General features: G+C 47.9%; 23 protein-coding genes. 18 read left to right on the top strand and 5 right to left on the bottom strand.

Annotated elements, in window-relative coordinates; translation table 11 throughout:
- Window positions 1–160: 160 nt before the first annotated feature.
- Window positions 161–1,153: an NAD-dependent epimerase/dehydratase family protein gene (locus tag D0S45_04705; protein TIH18521.1), complete on the top strand. Its 993-nt coding sequence runs from the start codon at window positions 161–163 to the stop codon at window positions 1,151–1,153.
- 128 nt (window positions 1,154–1,281) lie between these two features.
- Complete coding sequence (locus D0S45_04700; protein TIH18520.1) at window positions 1,282–2,247, top strand: dehydrogenase; 966 nt, start codon at window positions 1,282–1,284, stop codon at window positions 2,245–2,247.
- Between the two features lie 45 nt (window positions 2,248–2,292).
- On the opposite strand, the gene D0S45_04695 is transcribed toward D0S45_04700, so the two are convergent.
- Window positions 2,293–4,005, bottom strand: a complete 1,713-nt coding sequence (locus tag D0S45_04695; GenBank protein TIH18519.1) for a HAMP domain-containing protein — start codon at window positions 4,003–4,005, stop codon at window positions 2,293–2,295.
- Between the two features lie 225 nt (window positions 4,006–4,230).
- Here D0S45_04695 and D0S45_04690 point away from each other — a divergent pair, with 225 nt between their 5' ends.
- The 15 genes from D0S45_04690 (at window position 4,231) to D0S45_04620 (ending at window position 13,907) form a co-directional block, all read left to right on the top strand.
- A complete protein-coding gene (locus D0S45_04690) occupies window positions 4,231–5,259 on the top strand; it encodes a hypothetical protein (GenBank protein TIH18518.1) in 1,029 nt (342 codons plus the stop codon).
- Window positions 5,260–5,462: 203 nt separating this feature from the next.
- Window positions 5,463–5,837, top strand: a complete 375-nt coding sequence (locus D0S45_04685) for a rhodanese-like domain-containing protein (GenBank protein TIH18517.1) — start codon at window positions 5,463–5,465, stop codon at window positions 5,835–5,837.
- Between the two features lie 2 nt (window positions 5,838–5,839).
- Window positions 5,840–6,595 carry a sulfite exporter TauE/SafE family protein gene (locus D0S45_04680; protein TIH18516.1) on the top strand — a complete coding sequence of 252 codons (756 nt, stop codon included), beginning with the start codon at window positions 5,840–5,842 and terminating at the stop codon, window positions 6,593–6,595.
- A gap of 160 nt (window positions 6,596–6,755) precedes the next feature.
- On the top strand, window positions 6,756–6,965 hold the full coding sequence (locus D0S45_04675; GenBank protein TIH18515.1) for a hypothetical protein: 210 nt from the start codon (window positions 6,756–6,758) through the stop codon (window positions 6,963–6,965).
- Entirely contained in the window at window positions 6,962–7,351 is a 390-nt protein-coding gene (locus D0S45_04670) for a hypothetical protein (protein ID TIH18514.1), read from the top strand. Before D0S45_04675 ends, D0S45_04670 begins: the two co-directional genes overlap by 4 nt.
- The gene (locus D0S45_04665) at window positions 7,344–7,553 is read left to right on the top strand and encodes a hypothetical protein (protein TIH18513.1); all 210 of its coding nucleotides are present in this window, start codon (window positions 7,344–7,346) and stop codon (window positions 7,551–7,553) included. Before D0S45_04670 ends, D0S45_04665 begins: the two co-directional genes overlap by 8 nt.
- Window positions 7,550–7,774, top strand: a complete 225-nt coding sequence (locus D0S45_04660) for a hypothetical protein (protein ID TIH18512.1) — start codon at window positions 7,550–7,552, stop codon at window positions 7,772–7,774. Before D0S45_04665 ends, D0S45_04660 begins: the two co-directional genes overlap by 4 nt.
- 157 nt (window positions 7,775–7,931) lie before the next feature.
- A complete protein-coding gene (locus D0S45_04655; protein ID TIH18639.1) occupies window positions 7,932–8,207 on the top strand; it encodes a hypothetical protein in 276 nt (91 codons plus the stop codon).
- Window positions 8,176–9,717, top strand: a complete 1,542-nt coding sequence (locus tag D0S45_04650) for a hypothetical protein (GenBank protein ID TIH18511.1) — start codon at window positions 8,176–8,178, stop codon at window positions 9,715–9,717. The genes D0S45_04655 and D0S45_04650 overlap by 32 nt, the downstream gene beginning before the upstream one ends.
- Complete coding sequence (locus D0S45_04645) at window positions 9,717–10,307, top strand: GNAT family N-acetyltransferase (protein TIH18510.1); 591 nt, start codon at window positions 9,717–9,719, stop codon at window positions 10,305–10,307. The genes D0S45_04650 and D0S45_04645 overlap by 1 nt, the downstream gene beginning before the upstream one ends.
- A gap of 2 nt (window positions 10,308–10,309) precedes the next feature.
- Window positions 10,310–10,570: a hypothetical protein gene (locus D0S45_04640; protein ID TIH18509.1), complete on the top strand. Its 261-nt coding sequence runs from the start codon at window positions 10,310–10,312 to the stop codon at window positions 10,568–10,570.
- A gap of 9 nt (window positions 10,571–10,579) precedes the next feature.
- Entirely contained in the window at window positions 10,580–11,059 is a 480-nt protein-coding gene (locus D0S45_04635; protein TIH18508.1) for an aminobutyrate aminotransferase, read from the top strand.
- Window positions 11,056–11,169, top strand: a complete 114-nt coding sequence (locus D0S45_04630) for a Com family DNA-binding transcriptional regulator (protein ID TIH18507.1) — start codon at window positions 11,056–11,058, stop codon at window positions 11,167–11,169. The genes D0S45_04635 and D0S45_04630 overlap by 4 nt, the downstream gene beginning before the upstream one ends.
- Window positions 11,170–11,311: 142 nt before the next feature.
- Window positions 11,312–12,979 (top strand): phage tail protein, encoded by a 1,668-nt coding sequence (locus D0S45_04625; protein TIH18506.1) that lies wholly within the window; start codon window positions 11,312–11,314, stop codon window positions 12,977–12,979.
- Window positions 12,980–13,220: 241 nt separating this feature from the next.
- Window positions 13,221–13,907, top strand: a complete 687-nt coding sequence (locus tag D0S45_04620; protein ID TIH18505.1) for a hypothetical protein — start codon at window positions 13,221–13,223, stop codon at window positions 13,905–13,907.
- Here the strand turns inward: D0S45_04620 and D0S45_04615 are convergent.
- Entirely contained in the window at window positions 13,904–14,398 is a 495-nt protein-coding gene (locus D0S45_04615) for a hypothetical protein (protein TIH18504.1), read from the bottom strand. The two genes, D0S45_04620 and D0S45_04615, sit on opposite strands and share 4 nt — an antisense overlap.
- Complete coding sequence (locus D0S45_04610) at window positions 14,399–15,178, bottom strand: DUF4198 domain-containing protein (protein TIH18503.1); 780 nt, start codon at window positions 15,176–15,178, stop codon at window positions 14,399–14,401. It abuts the gene before it with no gap.
- Between the two features lie 468 nt (window positions 15,179–15,646).
- Between D0S45_04610 and D0S45_04605 the strand changes: the two genes are divergently transcribed.
- A complete protein-coding gene (locus D0S45_04605) occupies window positions 15,647–16,465 on the top strand; it encodes an alpha/beta hydrolase (protein ID TIH18502.1) in 819 nt (272 codons plus the stop codon).
- A 92-nt stretch (window positions 16,466–16,557) separates the two neighbouring features.
- Here D0S45_04605 and D0S45_04600 read toward each other — a convergent pair whose 3' ends face one another.
- Window positions 16,558–16,821 carry a type II toxin-antitoxin system RelE/ParE family toxin gene (locus tag D0S45_04600; GenBank protein TIH18501.1) on the bottom strand — a complete coding sequence of 88 codons (264 nt, stop codon included), beginning with the start codon at window positions 16,819–16,821 and terminating at the stop codon, window positions 16,558–16,560.
- Entirely contained in the window at window positions 16,814–17,053 is a 240-nt protein-coding gene (locus D0S45_04595) for a toxin-antitoxin system antitoxin subunit (GenBank protein TIH18500.1), read from the bottom strand. The genes D0S45_04600 and D0S45_04595 overlap by 8 nt, the downstream gene beginning before the upstream one ends.
- Between the last annotated feature and the right edge of the window lie 60 nt (window positions 17,054–17,113).

Here is a 17,113-nt window from a genome sequence, read left to right as displayed (position 1 = left end):
CCCGGCTTGACACAACTCCCTCCTTCATTCATCTCTGCAAGCGCAGGCACGGCTTTCTCTTCTTGTGTTTCCTGCCAGTTTCAAGTCTCCTTATGAAAGCCGACTAGGTCCAGTATAATATTTCATATCAATACCTTACCAATAAACAACCAAATATATCATGACCATAATGATCACCGGTGCAACCGGATTGATTGGGTCCCGGCTTGTCAGAATTCTTGCTGAAAAGGGATTCTCTATTAAAGCCCTTGTTCGCGATAAATGTAGAGCGCGACAACTTGTCAAAGAGCCTGTTGAATTCGTCAGCGGAGACCTTAATAATGAGGCTGCCCTTGAAGAAGCATTGCAAGGCTGCAAATACCTTTTTCATTTAGCTGCGGATTACCGCCTCTGGGTTCCTGACCCGGAAGCCATGACCCGTACTAACGTTGAGGGCACCCGTCTGCTTATGCAGAAGGCTCTTGAGGCCGGGGTGGAACGTATTGTTTACACTTCCAGCGTTTGTGTGCTGGGTTGCAATTCTGACGGCAGTCCTGCGGATGAAGATGCATCTTCTTCAGTTACCGATATGATCAGTCCGTATAAGAAATCCAAGTTTCTGGCTGAGAAGGTCGTTATGGATATGGTCCGCAATGAAGGGCTTCCGGCTGTGATTGTTAATCCCTCAACTCCTGTTGGGCCTGGTGATTCACGTCCTACTCCTACCGGAACCATGGTGCTTAATGCCGCTCGCGACGGTGGAATGTTCTATGCTGACACCGGACTGAATGTGGCACACGTGGATGATATCGCCCTCGGGCATTTGCTGGCTTTGGAGAAAGGTAAGGTCGGGCGCAGGTACATCTTGGGTGGTGATAATATCAGCCTTAAGGATTTGTTTGCCATGACCGCCCGGATTACGCACAAGCCCGGACCAAAATTTAAGGTCCCACAGGCTGTGATGTATTCCGCAGGATTTTTCGGAGAGATGCTGGCAAGACTGGGTTTAATTAAAAATCCCGTGGCGACCATGGACAGCGTGCGTATGGCATCTAAAAAAATGTATTACAGTTCGGACCGGGCGGAAAAGGAGTTGGGTTATACCCATCGTCCGGCTGTGGAAGCTGTTCAGGATGCAGTGGACTGGTTTAAAGAGCAACAGATGCTTAGTTAACTGTATAGAAATGAATATGTTTTGATGCCCCGGCAGCCTGTAGGTTGCCGGGGTTTTTATGTTTCATCCCTTGGCGTTGGCTGAACTTGCTGCTAGAAGCGATAGTGATAGGAATCAAAGGAGAAATTATGCGCGCAATATATTTTGAAGACGGGAAAATTGATTTTGTGGAGCGGGATAAACCTCAGCTTGGCGAGGGCGAGGCCCTACTCAAGGTACGGCTGGCTGGAATCTGCAACACAGATATTGAATTGCATAAGGGATATTACGGTTTTGCTGGTGTGCCGGGGCACGAATTTGTAGCTGAAGTAGAAGAATGTCCCGGCAGGCCGGAGCTGTTTGGTAAGCGTGTTGTGGCGGATATTAATTGTCCGGTAGGGCCGTATGTGGGAGATCGCAGACATGCAGCAAACCGTACCGTTATTGGTATTGTTAATCATGACGGGGCCTTTGCCGAGTATCTGAAAGTTCCTGCGGAGAACCTTTACGTGGTTGCGGATAATGTTGAGGACCGTGCTGCTGTATTTGCCGAACCGCTTGCTGCCGGATTGGAAGTTAGTCAGCAGATTCATGTGACCGGAGGTATGCGGGTTATGGTGCTCGGTGATGGTAAGCTGGGACTGCTTACGGCGTTGGCACTGAAAATTTATAATCCGCATGTGCTACTTGTGGGTAAGCATGAAGATAAACTTGCTATTGCAGGGAATCAGGGCGTGAAGACCCATTGCATCAATGACCCGGCGGATCTCACTGCGCTGGCAGGAGAGTTGGATAAATTTGATCTGGTGGTGGAAGCTACAGGCAGTGAGCAGGGTATCAATTATGCTCTTGATTTCGTGCGCCCGGAAGGAACCATAGTAGCCAAAACTACTTCACATCTGCCAAGTTCCATCAACCTTGCCAAGCTGGTAGTGGATGAAATTTCAATAGTCGGTTCCCGTTGCGGCGATATCGGTCTGGCCCTGAATGTGCTGGAGCAGGGCATGATTGACGTGAGCGGTTTGATAGAAGCGGAATTCGATTTTACTGATTTTAAGCAAGCCTTCGAGTTAGCCATGAGTAAGGGAGCTAAGAAGGTTTTGGTGCGGATGTAGAGAATGGCCCGCAATATCATGAGATATTGCGGGCTGTTGTGTCTGTTATTTGGAAACTGCTAATTGTTGCACTACTGAGTTTAGTCTTTCAACGTTGTCACTAATTTCCTGTAAAGCGTCAGCGGAAGTGTTCATTCCTTGAGCTGTTTCAGAAGCCACTGTGGATATATCGCCCAGTGCGCGGTTTATCTCTTCGGATGTCGCTGATTGCTGTTCGCTGGCAGCGGCAATTGATTGAATAAGGCCTGCTGTCTCGTCAACGATGTCAACAATTTCATCCATAAATTTACCGGATTCAGAGGCCGCATCAGTACTTTCAGTAATATCTTCGGCAGTGAGTTCTACTGCGTTGATATTTTCTTTAGCGTTCGTCTGAATGTTTGAAATGGCCTCTCCTACTTCCCTTGTAGCGTCCATTGTTTTTTCAGCCAGTTTGCGGACTTCATCGGCAACGACAGCAAAGCCGCGTCCTGCGTCACCTGCGCGGGCTGCTTCAATTGCGGCATTCAAGGCCAGCAGGTTTGTCTGATCGGCAATATCAGTGATTACGTCCATGATATGACCAATGCTGTCAGCTTGTTGGCCTAAGTTATTCATAGTTTCTTTTAAGCCTGTAATACGGTTTTGGATCTGGTGAATGGATGAGACCGCTCTGGATACTCCCTGTGCCCCTGTTTCAGCGTTTTTGCGTGATTGATCCGCACTTTCAGCTGCATTTGATGCGTTGTGGGCCACTTCGAGCACAGTGCTGTTCATTTCTTCCATGGCGGTTGCTGTTTCGGTCAGCCGGTCACGTTGTACATCGACACCTCTGTTGACCTGCTCAACCTGTGCGGCTAATTCTCCTAATGATTCGAAAACTTCATTGGAAATGCTGCCTGCTTTTTCAGCTCCACTCTCCATTGAGGCCAGCAGTTCTTCAACTTCTTTTTGTTTTTGCTGAACCTCGATGAGTGTTTGTTCTGCTTTTTGGGAGGCAGCCTCAGCAAGTTCTCCCTTTTCGACAGCTTCGGCAATAGTTTTCGTGATTGTCTGGACCATGCCACTAATGGCTTCTTTCAATTCCAGAAGTTCAGATTCGTAATTGCCTGAAATCTTGGCATCAAGTTTACCGCCTGCCACAGCCAGTGCGTAGTTTCTCAAACGTTCCAGCGGGCCGGAAATCCTTTTGCGTAGCATGAGCAGCACAGCCAATACGCAAATGACAGCGAGAACTGTAAAGCCCACTTGCATTAAAACCAGCATTCGAGTGTTGTTTTCGGCATTCTTTTGCAACATGACCACAGCTGCATTCATCTCTTTCAAGAGGCTTAAACTCTTACCGGAAAGGGCATCAGGGGAAATCTGCTTTGAGCCGTTGATAATGCTTTCGACCATTTCGGAGTATTCATTCCATACGGAATCCACTTTTCTGAGTTGAGTTGCTACTGTTGTTTCCGGTTCGGGAATGGAGGCAGTCGGACCATTGACGTTGAGCGTTAATGGAGCTTGACCAGAATTGGTTAGTGCAGTCAGCGTTTTTGAAAAGACCTGTTCTGTTTTATGGATAAGTTTTCTGTGTTCTTCACTGCTGTCCAGCATGTAGAGCATTACTTCTTTAGAAATCTTCTGGGAGAGCATGCGCTGTCTGCCAGCAAGGTTTATTACGAGGCCGTCATCTTTCTGTTTGAAAGCAACGTATGTAGTCCCGACAAACATACATAAAATTATTGCAAACATGGCTATGACGGATAACGTAAGACGAATTTTTAAGCTCATTAGTTTTCCTTACTTAGTTTATGGCTTGAGATAGAATTGATAACACTTCTCATTCTTGATATTGATTTTTGCCATAAATTATACCTGAAGGCTATGATAATATTCAGGTTGAGTTGATTTAAGGATAAAATGGTTGTGGCCTTTTGTAGTGTCTTTGAGCATAATTTCCGGTATTGTTAAGTCATATGTGATTTTATTTTAATTTGCGGTTCTCTTCGACTTTTTATGAAAGGGGAGATTCTTATGCGCCGTGTTTTGTTGTTTTCACTCATTTGGCTGGCCTGGATAATTGCCTCATCTACAGCATATGCCGCTTCACTTGAGAAGCTTACCGGCACAGTTGAACTGCGCCGTTCCAATCAGGATTTTTTCGTCCAGGTTCAGGTCGGTCAGGAAATCAGTGTCGGTGATGTGTTGCGTACCGGGCCGGACGGCAAAGCCGTTTTGCGTCTTGATGCCGAATCAACCATGAGTTTTGGTGAGGACAGTGAATTTATGCTCGGCGGGGAAATCGAGGGTGTGAAACAGAGTCTTATCGGTACTTTCTTTCGCGGGGTGTTAAGAGGGGTGCTCAGTAAGCGTGAAGGTTCGTTTATTGCCACTCCCCGCACAAGGATCGGCATCCGGGGTACTGATATTTCCCTGACCCAGAAAGGGAATGCAGGATTTTATTTTCTGGATGAAGGGAGTGTCGGCGTTCGGGGCGAACATACGACAGCCATTCTTGATGTTGGGCAGATGACCGCCACCTATGCGGGTCGCAAACCACTGCCGGTTTTTTCTTTCATCAAGTCCTCAGGATTATCCCAAGCCCGGGACAGACTGTCCTTGCTTACTTCGATTGAGATTCCCCCGTCTCTGAAGGAACAGGCACAGCTCAATGAAATTCTTGCCCGCTGGATTATAAATTACGCCCATTATCTTGCTGATGCCGGAAAAGCCGAAGATGCAGAAACAGCATTGCTTATTGCTGAAGAGCTTACCTCACGCCAAAATGTGAAAGGTGAAGTCCTGCTCCAGATCGGGGGATTATATTTTTATCATCTGAATGATGTGTACGGGGCTTTGCGTTCTTACCGCAGGATTATCCGCGAATATCACGATACATCGTATTACGAGAATGCCCTTTACGGTGCCATTCGTTGTTTCCTACAGTTGGATCAGCAGGAGAAGGCCGCGGAATACGCACGTCGCTATAAGGACGTTTTTCCTCATGGAAAGTATGTGCAGGTGCTGGACTTACTGTTGCGCTAGGTTAGGAGCAGGATTATTGCGGTTGATGATCTCCAGTGAGACATCCCTAATGTTCTAAATATTTTACTTTTTTAGATGTCATCCTTTTATTGTATGAATTATTCGTGTGCTTGACTTGCCTTTTATTTGGCAATATTACCAAATTCATGTTTTAAATTTGGTGATTTTGCCAAATAACCATATTCATACAATTGGAGTCTGAAATGAAAGCTCTTAATGATGCTGTTGCTGAAATGGATTTCGAATTTCTTAGTTCCGGTGAACATACTATGAGCGTTGAAGGGATGCGTAAGTGTCTTGGTAACGAGAACGTAATTTTTCTTGATGTGCGTACTGATAAGGAAATGGGCTATCTGGTGTTGCCTTTTGCCAAGCATATTCCTTTACATGAACTGCCTGCTCGCATGGTCGAACTACCCAAGGAGAAGCTTGTGGTGGCTTTCTGCTCTTCTGTGTTCCGTTCAGCTGTTGCTTATACTTTTTTGCGTGCGCATGGTTTTGATCAGGTCAAAGGGATGGGAGCTTCCATGGAAGATATCATTAAGGCTTTCAAGCCCGGTCCGTTGGGTAAAATGTAATCATGGATATGTTGACTGTTGGCATTACCTTAGCCTCATTTGTGCTGAGCTTCATTTTCGCGCTCGGCGGAGTGGGGTCGGCGGTGGTGCTTATTCCCACGCTGACATGGATGGGAGTTCCTTTTAATCTGGCACGGCCTACCGGGCTTTTTGTTAATGCCGTCAGCATGCTCGGAGCTACCTACTCCAATGTTAAAGAAAAGCGTCTCGATTTTAAGCTGGGTGTTCCAATTGTGGCAGCTTCGGTGGTCATGGCTCCGGTGGGGGCTTGGATCGGGCATTTCCTGCCGTTAAAGTCTTTAATGATATTATTTGTCTGTTTCCTATGTTTTTCGGGGACGATGATGCTGTTCTTCAAGACTTCCAAGTATAAGGATCAGTTCCGCGAGGATCGTCCTTTTAGTGGTCCTTTTCTAGTCGGCGTACTGGCCGGGTTTGTTTCTGGGCTGCTTGGTGTCGGCGGCGGGGGAGTCATTTCTCCATTGATGGTTATGCAAGGATTTAATCCCAAGAAAGTAGCGACAGTTACAGCTTTTGCTGTGCCTTTTTCGTCCATTACCGCTTTTGCGGCTTATGCCTTGATGGGGTCGGTTTCCATCAAGCTACTGATCTTTGCCGGACTGGCTGCCTGGGGAGGCGGTTATCTTGGTACAAAGGTCATGCATGCGCGGATGAAGCCTGCCACTGTTAAGAAATTTCTCGGCGGGGTACTTATCTTGCTGGGTATAAAATTACTATGGTCTGTTGTTTTGAATTAATAATCTAAACATTAATTCCATAGGATTTGTGTTTCCTCCTCGATTTTGGTCGAGGAGGATTTTTTTTGCCGAAATTTCACAAAAGTCCCGAGGGCGGACCTGAGTCACCTACTTCAGGTCCGCCCTGCCAATTATCTTATAGGTATAGGAGGACGAAATAATGAAAGAAATCAAGGCAGAAACACTTGCCGCGCTTTATCCGCTGGAGACGCGGCGAACAATCAAAAATTATGCATCCTTTATTGATGAGCATCCCGAATGGTTAGAATTCGGAAATTCATTGCTCGATTACAAGAGGCAGAAAGTGCGCCCTACCTACTCAAGTCCGGTACGTCGGGGAAGTAGTGGCGGAGTGGAGGTGGTGGAATGATCGGTTCAATTCTTGATCTCGGTTCGACCATCATCGATAAAATCTGGCCCGATGCCGGGGAACGCGAAAAGGCGAAGCTTCGGCTCATGGAAATGCAGAACCGGGGCGAACTGGCAGACCTTGAATCTCGGGTCAAGATCATGCTCGCGGAGATGTCCGGCAACTGGTTGCAACGTTCATGGCGGCCTATCTTGATGCTAACCATCGTTGCCATTGTGGCTAACAATTACCTTCTTTATCCGTACCTTGCCTTGTTTTGGGCAAAGGCTCCGCACCTTGAGCTGCCAACGCAACTCTGGTCGCTTATGGAACTTGGGCTTGGAGGATACGTGGTCGGGCGCAGTGCTGAGAAGGTTGTAAAAACATGGAGGGAGAAAAATGGTTGAGGAAAGGAGTGAATTACAGGATCTGCTCATCCGCATTGATGAACGGGTTAAGTCCATTCAAGAGGATATCTCGGAAATTAACGGGGCACGGCGTTGTCACACCCATGCGGAGAAGTTCCGTAATCTGGAAAGGGCTGTCTGGGGAACAGCTGCTGTTGTTGCCGGGGTCGCAGGACGTGTGGCTTACGAGGCTTTCAAATGACCGGGACAGCAATACTGGCTGAAGCTTCGGCATGGATCGGCGGGATGTTTGACGGAGATCGATGTGAGCGTTGTGGACGCACTGATGTGCTGGAGCCGTTCAGGATCGAGATTAACTTCGGCGGACGCAAGGTCGTGCGCGAGGCAAGGCTCTGCCGCAAATGCATGAAACGGGCGGAAGCGGAAATTTCATGTCTGCCTGAAAATAAATGGACTCAATAGCACAGATGGTCGCCTTTGCACTGCTGAAAAAAAGGAGTCCCGTTCTAACTATATGGGAGTCCAGAGGGCCGCGGGCCTTCTGGCCGCCGGAGGCGAAATCATCTGGAAAAGCGCGAAGCGCATCAAATTTAATGATTTAACCAAGGAAATATCAAGAATGACAAAAAGTGAAGTCATTAAAAAACAGAAAGAGGAGCTGGATCGGTTCCGAGAGGTGTTCGCACTGGCGGTGGAGGGCGATGATTCTGACATGGTCAAAGACCTGAAAGCCAAACTCGACATCATGCATAAACGGCACGACATGGAACGCAAGGCATGGGGCATCGGAGATACGAAAAAGGAGGCAGTAAACGCCACGAAAAAGAGCCGCGCTATCAGCCCGGAACTGAGGGAGAAGCTTGATGAAGTTTACGGATTTGGACAGCGCCAGTAAATGGTATGCCGAAATTTTGCGCGAGGCGGAGCAGCAGAAGCAGCCCATGCAGGTTATGGCTGAATTGGGGCTCAATGATCTGTTTTTCCTGCTGACCCGCTTGCTGGGCCGTGCGGATGCCAACAATGAATGGGTTTTTGAGCGTTGCCGCGAAGTGCAGGCTAACCCGGACGGACATCTCGATCTCTGGTCCCGCGAGCATTACAAATCGACCATTATCACTTTTGCCCTGACAGTGCAGGACATTTTGCGCGACCCGGAAGTTTCCGTTGGAATTTTCAGCCACACCCGGCCTGTTGCCAAGGGGTTTCTGCGCCAGATCAAGCAGGAATTCGAACGCAACGAATTGCTCAAGCAGTGTTACCCGGATGTGCTCTGGGCCAATCCCAAAAAGGATTCCCCCAAATGGTCGGAAGAGGACGGGATTATCGTCAAACGTAAATCAAATCCCAAAGAAGCCACGGTGGAGGCTTGGGGACTGGTGGACGGACAGCCCACAGGCAAACATTTTTCCCGGCTCATCTATGATGATGTGGTGACCCGCGAGTCGGTTTCATCGCCGGATATGATTTTTAAAACCACCGAAGCATGGGCTCTTTCCATCAATCTCGGTACCCGTGAGGGTATCAAACGGTATATCGGAACCCGTTATCATTTTAACGATACCTATCGGGAAATGATGAAGCGTGAAGCGGCAATTCCCCGTGTTTATCCGGCAACTGCGGACGGCACCATGGACGGTGAACCTATGCTGCTGACCAAAGAGCAACTCCAGACCAAGCGGCGGGAGATGGGGCCTTATGTGTTCGGTTGCCAGATGATGCAGGACCCGCGTGCGGATGATGTGCAGGGCTTTCGTGAGGAATGGCTCTGTCGTTGGGACCCGCGTGACAGAAGCGGCAAAACGCGCTGGCAGAATTTTAATCGCTATCTGCTGGTGGACCCGGCCAGTGAAAAGAAATCCGGCAGTGATTACACGGTCATGCTGGTTATCGGGCTGGGTCCGGACCGTAATTATTACTTAGTTGATGGAATTCGCGACCGGCTTAATTTGACCGAACGGGCGCGGGCTTTGTTTCGATTGCACCGTGCATATTCCCCACTGGCTGTGGGGTACGAAAAGTACGGGCAGCAGGCGGATGTAGAGCACATGCAATACGTCATGAACGAGCAAAATTACCGTTTTCCCATTGATCCGCTGGGCGGGAATGTGCCCAAGGTTGACCGCATCCGCAAACTGGTCCCGCTCTTTGAACAATCCCGTTTCTATCTGCCGTGGCAGGGGCGCTTCATGGATCATCAGGGCAGGGAGCGTGATCTTGTGCGCGAGTTTATCGATGACGAATACCTTGCTTTTCCGGTTGCATCCCATGACGACATGCTTGACTGCATGGCCCGTATTCTGGACCCGGCACTGGGCGCAGTTTTTCCCAAACAGGCGCACGTGCTTGAACAGCAGGAGGAGATGCAGGGGCTGATGGATTACGACATTTTTACAGGAGCAGGCTGATGTACGGATTTGAAGTGGAGGGTGGTTTTACCTTCTACAAGTTCAGAGATTTCGACGGCACGGAATCGCTTACAGACGGGCATTTGCGCTGGTTCTGGGAAATCATGGGCGAGGCGGGGCAGCTTTCGGTTATCTTTTACGATGGAACCGTGGAATCATTCAGAGATTTTCAGAGGCTGGTACGTATGAGTGATCAGCATTTCTTTTTCGGATTTAAGAATCAACAACCCGCCGGGCTGTTCTGGTTGAACGGTTTTAGCCCGAAATCGTGCTTTGTGCATATTGCTATCATGCCCGTATTTCACGGCAAAGGAACTTTGCAGATGGGGCGCGGGGTACTGCGTCATCTATTGTCAGCAAATGACGTAGCGGATGAATATATGTTTGACTGTATAAAAGGATTGATACCTGTGACTAATCCGTTGGCCTGCCGCATGGCGGAAAGGTCCGGTTTCAGGAAAGTGGGAATACTCCCGCAGGCTGCATATCTGGCGGCTGAAGACAAAAGCGTGGATGCCGCAATTTTATGTGCGGTCAGGAATAATATGGACGATACGTCCGCAGGAAAAATTTCTAAACAAGGAGAATGATTATGGGAGGCGGAGGAGGAAAAGCACCTTCATCACCAGTTTCACCGCCACCGGCACCCCCGGTGGCCCCGGCCCCTGAGCCGCCGAAGATGGATGCCATCAGCAAAAGCGAACAGGAACTGAAGGCCAAGAAAATGCGCGAGATGGCGCGTATGAAAAAAGGGCGCAGTGCCACCGTACTGACAGGCGGGCAGGGTGATATCGGGCAGCTGACAACGGCTACTCAGAATTTACAGGCCCAAAAAACCAAACTCGGCCAGTAGGAGGAAATGATGCCAAATTACTACAGGCCGGATTTGCCCGCAGCCAATAAAGGGCAATCCAACGTCTGGTTCGACAACGGATCTCCCGGTTTTAACGGCTATTTCAAATGGCACCGTTATACATACGGCACCAATCCTTCATCAAATAAACAAGGACTCAATGCCCCTGCGGACTGGCGCACCCCGGCAGATTGGACTTTTTCGGAAAAGACCGGGCACTGGTACACGCCCGGTGAAATGCAGAATGCCGGGTACAACAAAATTGAAGGCGAATGGCTGCATCCCAACGACATCCGTCAGCGGGAAGTTGATCGACAGAATGCCGAGCTTGATATCAAGGTCGCCCGGCGCAAGGAAACCGAAGGTCAAATGCGTAAAGTGCATGCTCTCGGACGGAAGAAAACAATTCTTACCGGAGCGAACGGGGTGGAAGGCAAGGCCACGGTCAGCAAAGAAATTTTAAATAGATCTAAAGGAGTAATGAAATGAGCGAGCATCGTTGTCCGGTCTGCCGTAGGCTTTTGATGAAAGGTAAAGTTGTGGAAGTGCAGGTTAAGTGCCCTAAGTGCAAGAAACTTGTAAGAATTGTCGGAGACTAGTGGCTTTTGAAGATTGCAAAGGCATTAAAATAAAAGAGCGAAGCTTACTAAAAGTTTGGAAGGGGGAGTCCAGAGGGGGAAACTTTYCCAAAAGTTYCCCCCTCTGGCCCTCGGAGAGCCACCGGAGGCAAAAGAGAGATATATGAAACATATTGAAAATAATAAATATTTGCAGCGATTGCAGTCATTGCGTCAGGAACGCAACAGCTGGGAATCGCATTGGCAGGAGATCAGCGATTACATCCTGCCCCGTAAAGGAATTTACAACGGGTATCGTCCTAATGACGGGCGTACAAGGTCCGGTAAAATTATCGATTCAACAGCCACAAGGTCCTTGCGTATCTTAGCTGCCGGTTTGCAGGGTGGGCTTACCTCCCCGGCAAGGCCGTGGTTCAGGTTGAATATTTCTGATCGCGATCTCGCGCGGCATAAATCGGTGCGCGAGTGGATTTCCAAGGTGGAAAGCACCATGTACCGTGCGCTGGCCCGTAGTAATTTTTATTCCTGCATCCATTCGCTTTATACGGAGTTGGCCGGATTCGGTACCGGGATTCTGTATTGTGAACCGGACGAGGAACGCGGAATCCGCTTCCGCACCCTTACTGCCGGGGAATACTGCCTTGCCACGGATGCGCAGAGCCGGGTGGATACGGTCTACCGTGAATTCAAGATGACTGCCCGTCAGCTTGAGAAACGTTTCGGCAAAGAGAATCTGCCCGCCACGGTGCATACCAGCCTGAATGTGAACCGGGACCATTGGTTTGACGTACTGCATGTTGTCCAGCCGCGCGATGAGTTTGATGTTGGTCGTATGGACGCTATGAATATGCCTTTTGAGTCAGTGTTCCTGCTCAATGGCAGGGGCGGACATGTTTTGTCCGAGAGCGGATTTGTGGAGAATCCATACATGGCTCCGCGCTGGGATACCGCAGCCATGGATGTGTACGGGCGTTCTCCGGCCATGGATGTGCTGGCCGATGTGAAGATGCTCATGGAGATGAGTAAAAGCCAGATTCAGGCTGTACATTTGACCTTGCGCCCGCCCATGAAGGTGCCTTCCATGTACTCAAGGCGCTTGAATCTGCTGCCCGGGGGCCAGAACCCGGTGGAGCAGAACCAGCAGGATTCGGTTGCCCCGCTTTATCAGGTTCGCCCGGATCTTGCCGGGGTCAGCAACAAGATTCAGGATATTCGAACTGCCATCAGAGAAGGGTTCTACAATGATATTTTTATGATGATGGCTGGGTCCAATCGCAAGACCATTACCGCTGCCGAGGTTGCTGAGCGGCACGAGGAAAAGTTGATTCAGCTTGGTCCGGTAATTGAGCGGCAACATACGGAACTTCTTGATCCGCTCATTGACAGGGTCTTCGGCATCCTGCACCGAGCCGGACAATTGCCTGATCCACCTTCGATTCTGGACGGGGCTGATCTTAAAATTGACTATATTTCTGTTCTGGCGCAAGCCCAGAAAATGGTCGGCACCCAGTCCATTCAGTCGCTGGCTCAGTTTGTGGGAAATCTGGCACAGGCTAACCCCGAAGTATTGGACAAGGTGGACATGGACCGGGCGGTAGATGATTACGCTGATCTTATCGGGGTGCCTAATGGCATTGTTCGTTCCGGTGACGAGGTGGAGAAGTTCAGGAACATGCGCAGGGATATGGTCATGAAACAGCAACAGTTGCAGCAGGGTTTGCAGGCCGCATCGCTGGGATCAGTGATAATTAAGGATCTTTCGCAATCAGGTTTGAATCCCGCCCAGATGCAGGGCGTGGTTAATCAGGCCGGGCAGATGATGCAGACATAATTTTAAAAGCGGAGTCGTTACGGCTCCGTTTTTTTTGTTTTTACACGTTACCTAAAGAAATATTGGACTTATTTTGAGAATGTTGCTGTGAGCGCGACAGGAGACTGTAAATACAGGAGTTATAAAGGTTCGGATTAAATGGTTCGGAACTATTGATCTACTTGACTTTTTTTGATTATTTGTGCTTTCTGTCTGGAGCGAGGGTGTCTGTTATTATTTTTTGATTGAAAGGAATATTTGCATGCTGGTTTTGACCGATTTAACGAGATTTAATGATAGCGATAATGTTTGTATGGCCTTGCTGGATGAGGATAGCTGCACCTGCTATCGCCCGTTGCCGTATGAGAATCTGGATTTTGTAGCTTTCAGAAATATCCGTCCGGGGATGATTGTTTCTGCGGATGTTATCCCCCATGAAGATGCAAATTCTCCTCATGTGGAGGATTGCACCTTTGAAAATGATGTCTGGCTCGATTGTGTTGACGAGCAGACATTCAAGGATCTTCTTGAACGCAGTGCAGTGGATTCTCTTGATGAGGCTTTCGAGGGTCTTATTACCCCTAAGAATAGGTGTGTTCTTGCTGAATCTCCCTGTGCCCATTCCATCAGGACCATACGTGTTAATCCTAAATCTATCAGCGTTCAGGTTGTTAATCCCGGTGACGATGTAAAGCTTCGACTCGGTTTTACTGATCTGGGCGGGGATAAATTTCGGCACACTCCCATTGCGGATTTATGTTTTCATCGTATGGCTATGGAGTACGTGCAGCAGGATCGCTATGATGAACTTGAAGCCCTGCTTGCCGGTGGGGAGGAAGTGTACATCCGTGCGGGTTTAAGCAGGCTGTACAAAAGCAGGAATGGCAAACAGGGCTTTTGGATGCAGGCTAATGGGGTTTTTATTTTTCCCGGTTATTATTCGGGTTAGCTTTTAATCTCTTTTATCGCCGTAGCCTTCCGTCTTGCCCGGAGGTAGGATGCGGCAAGACAGAGGTTGAAAATAAGGCTGATTCCCAGCAAAGCCTTGATCGTTATGGAAGCCTGCAACGGGCTTTCCTTTTTATGGGCTGAAATCCCGTCTTTATTCGATCCGGCAACGTCCACATCAAAAATCAGTTTGTGGCCCAGTCCGCCGTCCACTTCCACTTTCCATATCCCGGGCTTATCGGGCAGAAAGGAGAATCCTCCGTTTCTGTCGGTTCGCCCGTTCTGGAATTCCACTTCAGCATTATCCGGTCCATAGATCAGGACCTCTCCGTAGGCGATGGGGTCACCGGATGAGAATCCGGATTTGAATGTTATGGCCGGTGAGGTTTCGACCATTTCATACGAAACTCCATGAGCGCACGCGATGTTGCTGAGGTATAAAATCCCGGCCACAACGAGTGTCACGACCGGGAGAATCTTTAGTAATCTCATTTACTTTACTTCAAATATAAGCACTGCACGCATGACGTGGCTGTCGTAGTCCGCAGTGGGGTTGTCATTTTTATACTGTGCACGGACCATCCATGTTCCGGGAGCGGTGATTTTTACTTTTGCAAGGCCGTTTCCGTAAGGCTCAGTAAAGTATGCGTAGGTGTTGGGAGTCATGCTGAATCCATCGTAAGTGGCAGTCATGCTTTCAATAGAAACGGCTTTGCCGTCCAGCAGGGTCTGGAATTCAATTTCATCGCCGACTTTAGCGAGAGTAGGGTCGCTCATGGGAACAATTTCAAGCTTGTGGCCTACTATTTTTTTGTAGTTTCCGTCAGCTTTGCCCACAGTGATCAGGGTCTTACAGAATTTTTCATACTTACCGCTTTTGATAACTCCCTTTAATCCTTTTTTGGACTGCTGTTTCCAGCCTTGGGTAGTCTGGGTCCAGATCATACCGTTACGGTGTCCGGCAATGATGGCGGTACCTTCAGCTTCAGGTTTAACCTGACCATCCAAAGTCATGAGCATTTTATTCTCAGTAAGTTTGACCGGAGTGGATTTGCCGTTCTGGATGAAATTCATTTCGACCTGATTAATCGGTTCCATCTCTTCACTGATCATAAAGATGTGGGCAGAGACAACGCTGAAAGGTACAACATGTCCTTTTTCGGCTGTCAGCTGTACGGGCTTAACGATGAATTCATGGGCAAATGCGGTTGAGCAGCACAAAACAGCGAGTAGACAGGACAGTACTAGTGTGGTTGGTTTAAGTAATTTCATAACAAACTCCGGTTAAAGATTATAGATTGATTGTGCTTGTGTGTTATGAATTTTAAAAATGTATGTCAATATTGAAATTAAATTTTAGAGGGTTTGGGGTATGAGCGTGAAAAAAGTTTCATCCGGCCAAAGCGTACTTTGGCTCATAAATGCCCATGATTCTGAGTTTGAAAAACTCTTTGTCCCGATAGCTGTATAATTATCGTTTTAATGTCTTGATTTTATTGTTCTCGCCCAAGATAGGGCCTGACGAGATCGAATGATCGCAGAGGACAGAACGCTGAAACGGTATATAGCCAATATTCTGGTCATGACCTACAATGGCCGGATCTCGGACACATCGTTTCGGGTAATCAGATTTGTCATTTTTTACTTTTTATGTAAGATTAATTTAACTATTCTGTATTACCACTTCAAAAAGAATAATAATAAAAATCAAGTAGTTAAAAGACACCAGAGGACATATTCATGGACACATGGAGCCTACCTTACGAATTTCATTTTCAAGACAGAAGAATCAAGTATGGAATAACAGGACAAGGCCCTGCGTTGGTTGCAGTTCATGGAACTCCATGGTCTTCGTACAACTTACGACATTTGATCAAGTCCCTCGCAACAAACTACACAGTTTATTACTACGATCTTCTTGGCTATGGCCAATCCAGCAAAGAACAAGGCGATGTTTCTCTCGGGATTCAAAATGAAGCACTGTCTGCTCTTCTTGCTTTTTGGGAACTAGATTCTCCAATCGCACTTGGACATGACTTTGGGGGAACTACAGTGCTAAGGACCCACCTTCTAAACAATCCCTCATTCAAAAAGATCATACTCATTGACCCTGTTGCCATTTCTCCATGGGGCTCACCATTTTTTCAACATGTCCGGGAACATGAAGCTGCTTTTGCCGGTGTTCCTGACTATATTCACGAAGCAATTGTTAAAACTTACATTCAAACGGCAGCCTACCTCCCTATTCCTGAAATCACCTTAAACAGCACCATTAGCCCTTGGACTGGCCCAAAAGGCAAAGCTGCTTTCTATAGACAAATAGCTCAAGCGAGTTCTCATTTCACTGACGAAATTGAACATCTTTACAAACATATTTCGACACCAACTCTGATCATCTGGGGCAAAGAAGATACTTGGATTCCGGTAGACAATGCACACAAATTACATAAGTTGATTCCCGGAGCGGAATTGTTATTAATTGACGATGCAGGGCATCTTGTCATTGAAGAACACCCACATCAAATATTGAAAAAGCTGAAGTCATTCTTGGCTAAATAAAAAAGTTCACTAGGCCAAAGCGTATTTTGATTCATGAATCCTCATGATTCAGAGTTTGAAAAACTCTTTGCCCCGGTAGCTGTATGCCTGGTTCATCCGGTTAAAGCGAACTTCGTTTCATGAATACCTATGATCCTGAGTTTAAAAAACTCATTAATATAAGGGGTTTTGGGAGCTAGGAGTTTGCGCGTATTGATTGTGCAGCCTGTTCTTGCTCGCGCCGGGAAGTTTGTTAGGCTTTCTCCCGCATCAAATATCTTTTGTGCAGTCTCGCGGGCCAGCTCTGGGTCTGATTCTTTGAGATATAGAACGATCCGTTGAACGTCGTTTAGTGCCGGTTCTGACCAGTTAATCAATTTCTATTCCCAGATTGCGGATACGGTCTTTAGCGTCCTCATGCGAAATAACCTTGCCGTTTTTTACGGCATCAATCCCTTCCTGCACCTGCTGTGCGAACCACGTTTCGTAGCTTAAATATTTTGCAATAGCTTCCTGAATGACCCAGTCGCGGGATTTGTCTTTAGTTTTGGCAAGACCGTCGATCTGGCCGAGGATGGTTTGATCAAACTCTATGGATGTATGGGGCATAGTTCTCTCTTGTTTCTTTCGTTGAAGATTACACATCCTTTTTAAGCTGGGCAAGCCAAT

This window comes from Marinifilum sp. JC120, from assembly GCA_004923195.1.
Classification (GTDB): Bacteria; Desulfobacterota; Desulfovibrionia; order Desulfovibrionales; family Desulfovibrionaceae; genus Maridesulfovibrio.
The sequence above is the reverse complement of the archived record's forward strand: the minus strand, read 5'-3'. Positions and strand labels throughout refer to the sequence as shown.